The sequence below is a fragment of the Nitrosomonas sp. genome, from assembly GCF_022842015.1.
In the GTDB taxonomy this organism is placed as follows: domain Bacteria; phylum Pseudomonadota; class Gammaproteobacteria; order Burkholderiales; family Nitrosomonadaceae; genus Nitrosomonas.
The window spans coordinates 1-5,731 of sequence record NZ_JALHQJ010000112.1; the positions used below are offsets into that span (position 1 = coordinate 1).

4 protein-coding genes and 1 pseudogene are annotated in these 5,731 nt (G+C 48.0%); 4 read left to right on the plus strand and 1 reads right to left on the minus strand.

What is annotated here, in order from left to right:
* The first annotated feature begins 186 nt into the window (after positions 1-186).
* A complete protein-coding gene (locus Q0C11_RS14220; protein WP_293009079.1) occupies positions 187-1,764 on the plus strand; it encodes a galactose oxidase-like domain-containing protein in 1,578 nt (525 codons plus the stop codon).
* 64 nt (positions 1,765-1,828) lie between these two features.
* Here the strand turns inward: Q0C11_RS14220 and Q0C11_RS14225 are convergent, their stop codons facing one another.
* Positions 1,829-3,544, minus strand: coding sequence for a protein kinase (locus Q0C11_RS14225; protein WP_293009081.1), 1,716 nt, complete (start codon positions 3,542-3,544; stop codon positions 1,829-1,831).
* 362 nt (positions 3,545-3,906) lie between these two features.
* Between Q0C11_RS14225 and Q0C11_RS14230 the strand changes: the two genes are divergently transcribed.
* The 3 genes and pseudogenes from Q0C11_RS14230 to Q0C11_RS14240 all read left to right on the plus strand — a co-directional run.
* Positions 3,907-4,407, plus strand: a complete 501-nt coding sequence (locus tag Q0C11_RS14230; RefSeq protein ID WP_293009084.1) for a low molecular weight protein-tyrosine-phosphatase — start codon at positions 3,907-3,909, stop codon at positions 4,405-4,407.
* 6 nt (positions 4,408-4,413) lie between these two features.
* Positions 4,414-5,520: an S-(hydroxymethyl)glutathione dehydrogenase/class III alcohol dehydrogenase gene (locus Q0C11_RS14235; protein WP_293009086.1), complete on the plus strand. Its 1,107-nt coding sequence runs from the start codon at positions 4,414-4,416 to the stop codon at positions 5,518-5,520.
* 2 nt (positions 5,521-5,522) lie between these two features.
* A pseudogene (locus Q0C11_RS14240) lies at positions 5,523-5,731 on the plus strand (alpha/beta hydrolase-fold protein); the annotation flags it as partial.

A 5,731-nucleotide genomic window follows, 5' to 3' on the forward strand; every position in this document is an offset into this window, starting at 1 on the left:
TTCACCAGCAACAAGGAAAAAATAATACAGCGGGCGCTTAACAGCGCTGCTTATAAGAAACTCGGATATTTATTTGTCCTTTACTTTATATTTTCTATTATTTGAACGTGGAATTCTCTTTACTATTTTTAACAGAAATATAACAATCCATTATCAATATCCGCATACTTTTAATATCAGGAGATAATGATGTTTAAGAGATCTCTTTCTGCTCAAAGAATTCGGCATCTAAAGTATCTTTTACCCAGTGTGCTGGCCTTGTTTTTTTTCCTTCAAGGAAGCAACGCTCCCGCGGTGGCAGCCGGATCACAGGCGCATCTGAAAGGCAGATTCGGCCTACTGCACGACTGGCCTGTGGTACCGATCGCAATGATGTTGATGCCGGATGGACGAGTAATTGCTTACGGAACCGATACTGTGGGCACGCAGATTGGCAATCTGCTCTACGTTATCTGGGATCCGTCGCTCGGCATTGAAACCAATGCATTTGAGACATTACCCAATACAACCCTTACCGACATTTATTGTGCTGGTCAGGCGCATCTTCCAGATGGCCGCGGTCTTTTTTTCGGCGGTGACGCCTTTTTGAACACGAAGAGACAGTATGCTCACAATAACGTGAATATTTTTGACTCGTCTACCGACACCCTGACACACCTTCCCCAGAATATGACATTTAAGCGTTGGTACGCGACTGCAGTAACATTGCCCAATGGTCAGCATGTTGTGATGGGTGGCCGTAACAGCAGGGATTTTCCAGGAACACGAACGATACCCGCTACTGTAGCAACCTATTCACCAACGCCGGAAGTGCGTGCAAAAAATGGCCTCTGGCGTGCGCTTAGTTCAGCAACCAGTGACGCTGCTTACGGAGCGCTGGGTGGCACTGGAGAAGAAGCCTGGTTTTATCCCCGGGCCTGGGTAAACCCACAGGGCAAGTTGTTTATTCTCGGGCACGACGGCGCAATGTACAAGCTCAATACATCAGGCACCGGCACACTCTCAAAGTATGCATCGACCATAGCACCTGGCCTTAACAGCTTGCCAAGCATAATGTATGCTCCAGGCCGTATACTATCCATTCGCGACAATCGCACAGCGCTTGTTGTCAACATCAGTGGCAATGGCGAACCTGCCGTGACTTCGGGCGGCACCCTGGCAAAAAATCGTCAATATAGCAATGCGACCGTACTCGCCAATGGTTCCGTCTGGGTCAATGGCGGATCATCAACCGGCAACGATTTGGTTGGCGCAGCTCTAGATTCTGAGCTTTGGAATCCAAATACAAGAGTATGGAAATCGACAGCCAAAGCGGCCACTCCTCGCCTGTATCACTCAACTTCACTGCTTCTTCCCGATGGAAGCGTGATTACCGGAGGCGGCGGCACGCCAGGCCCTTTAACTCAACTTAATGGTCAAATCTATTACCCGCCTTACTTATTTAAAAAAGATGGCAGCGGCCAATTCTCTCCCCGGCCGGTTATCGTGGATGCTCCAACAACCATGATTAGCTGGAATCAGCAATTTTCTATCGAAGCAACTGAAAACATTTCCAGAATCACATTGGTGCGCATTGGTGCCACTACGCATGCGTTCAATAATGAGACTCGTTTTTTTAACCTGCCGACCACACAAAAAGGTAACCGCATCGTAACGGTAAAAACTCCCGCCTCAGCCAATGCAGCTCCTCCGGGCTTTTATATGCTTTTCGTATGGAATCTTAATGGAACGCCATCAGTGGCCAAAATCATACAAATTGGTTGAACTGCCATCTCGCAGTGAGACACCTAGCTACCGGATACTTCGCTGCTTGGCGCGGCGAAGTGCCTTATTGAGCGTTCGTCAGTTCAGCCCGAATTTTCTGTAGCTTAGGGTCATCGGGTAACACAGACTCCGCTCTTTGCAAATAAAGCCTAGCCGCATCCAGTTTACCTTCAGCCTTTGATTTTTCAATAAACTGAATATACCGATCCACCATCCGCTGCAATCCTGCAAGCGCTTCTGTGTTATTGGACTCAATCGCCAGCACCATCTGGTAGTATTTATAGGCATTGTCTCTTGCAGGTGTGGTGAAGCGCTCTGCTGTCATGGCTTTTTCAGCGGCAGCCAAATGTTTTTTAATTAAACCTTCATCTATTGGTTTTACCGGCGAATTCTGCTGCGCGGATTGAGGCAGTGGAGCATCAGTCGCCGCTAATCGCTGAGCGTTGTCAGATACCGGTTCGGTAGCTTCCCTAGCATTACGTTCCGGCTCAACAATCGCCAGACTCTCCAGAAAAGGCATGCTTTCTGCTGGTTGATTTTCAGCCTCATTCACTACTTCTTGCGCGGTCTCGGATATTTTTTCTGAGCCGGATGCTTGATCTGATTCAGTTGTAACCGAAGCAACAGATGAATCTTCTTTTATCTCTGGGACACCAATAACTTTGCCTGGATTGCGTTGAAATAAGGGCTCAGTGGCGACAGTACCTGATCCGTCATCCGATGACCCCGCAGGATTTTCGTCGAACCACAAGCCAACTGTTACCAAAGCAACGATACCGACCATGACACCCATCAACAGCTTGTTATTAGCAGTCGAACGACTATGGGCAACTGGCTCTGTAGTCATCTGATTTGCGGCTGAAGTTTTCGTTTCACTAATATGCTCTGATTTCAGCAGCGCCAAAATCTCCTCTGCCGATTGCGGCCTATCCTGATATTCTGGTCGCAACATCCACTGAACCGCTTGCAATAATTCAGCACTATAGGCGATGTCCGGAGATCCGGAAAGATTGCTCATCGGGTCAGATTCTCCCCGGCTTAAGGTCATTTTCCTGGTCTGTGCTGCAACAGGTGATTGATGTGTCATACACGCATAGAGTACTGCACCCAATGCATAGAAATCGGTTGCGGGTCCAGGATTGTTGCCGGATTCATATTGTTCCGCAGGCGCATAGCCGATGGCTAACTCCTCAGCAAGCCCTGGAGTACGCGCAGCAATCGCCAATCGCGCAGCAGAAAAATTGATCAGTAACGGTTCACCTTCCTTCCCGATAAGAATCACCGCCGGCTGGATACCGCCATGCACGATTTTGTGTTCGTGTATTTTCTGCAAAGCACTCAACACCGATACCAGTATAAATTTTAATTCTGCTTCGGCCAAAGATGCCTTCGCCTCTAACAACTTAGCAAGTGGCATACCTTCCTGGACACCCATAATCAGGTAAGCTGTCCCATTCAATGAGAGAACGTTTTCTGTCACAGCAATATTAGGATGCTCGATCTGTGTAAGAACCTCAGCCTGATCCAGAAATGCCTTTAATCCATAGTCATAATTTTCTCTATCAGCCTGATAGAGAGATTTGGGTTCGACGCCAGGACCATTCATTGCACGCTTGGCAAAATCATAAGGAAAATACTCGCGTATTTTCACCCGTTCTTTAAGATGATGATTCCAGGCACGATAAGTGATATCAAATGAACCGACTTTTGCAACGCCTTTGATTTCATAGACGCCAATTTGAGTGCCCTCAGGCAGAATTTGATCGTGTATTTGTGTCATGATAGGTATTATCCCTGTTACTAATATCAGTTAGGTGTCAAATTTTTATTATGTGTTATGCGCACCTTAAAACTGCAATGTTAACAATAAATGTTTTCGATGAAAGTTAGTTTTTTAACAACCCGCTAAACGGCAATCATATATTGAGCCGACATAAGCATTATGACATCAATGGAATAGAATCACTTTAGAGTTTCCAAAAAGATGGCTTGCCAAGTTTAATCACGTATTAGTAAACTTTAGGTTAATTCAGAAAAGCCTGAAGTGTGCTAAAAACACAGCGTGATGATTTGCCAAGGACAGGACTTATGGCGACTCATCGAATATTATTAATAATCTACCAGCCCAGAGTCGCAATAATCATGAACCAGGATAAAAAAATAAAAGTACTATTTGTCTGCATGGGAAACATTTGCCGCTCACCAACTGCCGACGCGGTGTTTCGGCATATTGTCAAATCAGCCGGGGCAGATCACATGATTGAAGTGGATTCCGCGGGCACGCATGCTTATCATATTGGCAACCCGCCAGATCATCGTGCACAGCATACGGCATTACAGCGCGGATACAAAATGCACGAACTGCGCGCCCGCGCGGTGAAATCCAGTGATTTTGAGGAATTTGATTATATTCTTGCAATGGACAACGAAAACCTCACCTTATTGCAGCAACGCAGCCCACAGCATCATATCAGCAAAATTCAACTGTTCATGCAGTATAGCGAAAATGCCTCTGCGAATGGCGAAGTACCCGACCCTTACTTTGGCGGACAGCAAGGATTTGAGCAAGTGCTGGATATGGTCGAGGAAGCCAGCCGCGGTTTACTGGCGCATCTGCGCAATCACAAAATACAACAAGGATAAACCCCAATGAAAACAAGAGCTGCAGTCGCATGGAAAGCCGGCGAGCCATTAACGATCGAACAAGTCGATTTGGCAGGCCCGAAATCTGGTGAAGTATTGGTCGAAATCAAAGCCACTGGCATTTGCCATACCGATTATTACACGCTATCCGGCGCTGATCCCGAGGGTCTTTTCCCGACCATCCTGGGTCATGAAGGTGCGGGTGTAGTGGTGGATGTCGGGCCCAACGTAAAATCAGTGCGTAAAGGTGATCATGTCATTCCACTCTACACGCCGGAATGCCGCGAATGTAAATTCTGTCTATCCCAAAAAACCAATTTATGCCAGGCCATCCGCAGCACCCAAGGCAAAGGCCTGATGCCGGATAGCACATCGCGTTTTTCTCTGGATGGAAAACCGCTATTTCATTATATGGGCACCTCGACATTCTCCAATTTCACCGTTGCGCCTGAAATCGCGCTGGCAAAAATTCGTGAAGACGCTCCTTTTGATAAAGTTTGCTATATCGGTTGCGGTGTCACCACTGGCCTTGGCGCGGTAATCTATACCGCCAAGGTTGAGGCCGGCGCGAACGTGGCAGTGTTCGGTCTGGGCGGGATCGGCTTGAACGTGATTCAAGGCGCACGCATGGTTGGCGCCGACAAAATCATCGGCATCGATATCAATCCTGAACGCGAAGCAATGGCACGCAAATTCGGCATGACGCATTTCATCAACCCAAATGATGTGCCGAATATCGTGGATGCCGTGGTGCAGCTGACCGACGGTGGCGCAGATTACAGCTTTGAATGTATCGGCAACACCACAGTCATGCGCCAGGCTCTGGAATGCACACACAAAGGTTGGGGGCGCAGCATCATCATTGGCGTCGCGGAAGCTGGCGCGGAAATCAGCACACGCCCTTTCCAACTGGTTACTGGCCGCAAGTGGGAAGGCTCCGCTTTCGGTGGTGCGCGGGGCCGCACCGATGTACCCAAGATCGTCGATTGGTATATGGAAGGAAAAATCGACATCGATTCGCTGATCACCCATACCCTGCCGCTGGATAAAATCAACGACGGTTTTCAGTTGATGAAAAGCGGTGAATCCATTCGCTCCGTGGTAATTTACTGATCATGGCTGAACTGGAAACACGCAGCCAGCACGGCTGCTTTGACGGCATCCAGAGCTACTATCAGCATTCGTCGGAAACTATCGGTTTGCCGATGCGCTTTTCGGTGTATCAACCGCCGCAGGCAAAAATTCAACGCGTTCCGGTACTATTTTTTCTCGCCGGACTCACCTGTACCGAAGAAACCTTCATGATCAAAGCCGGTGCGCAGCG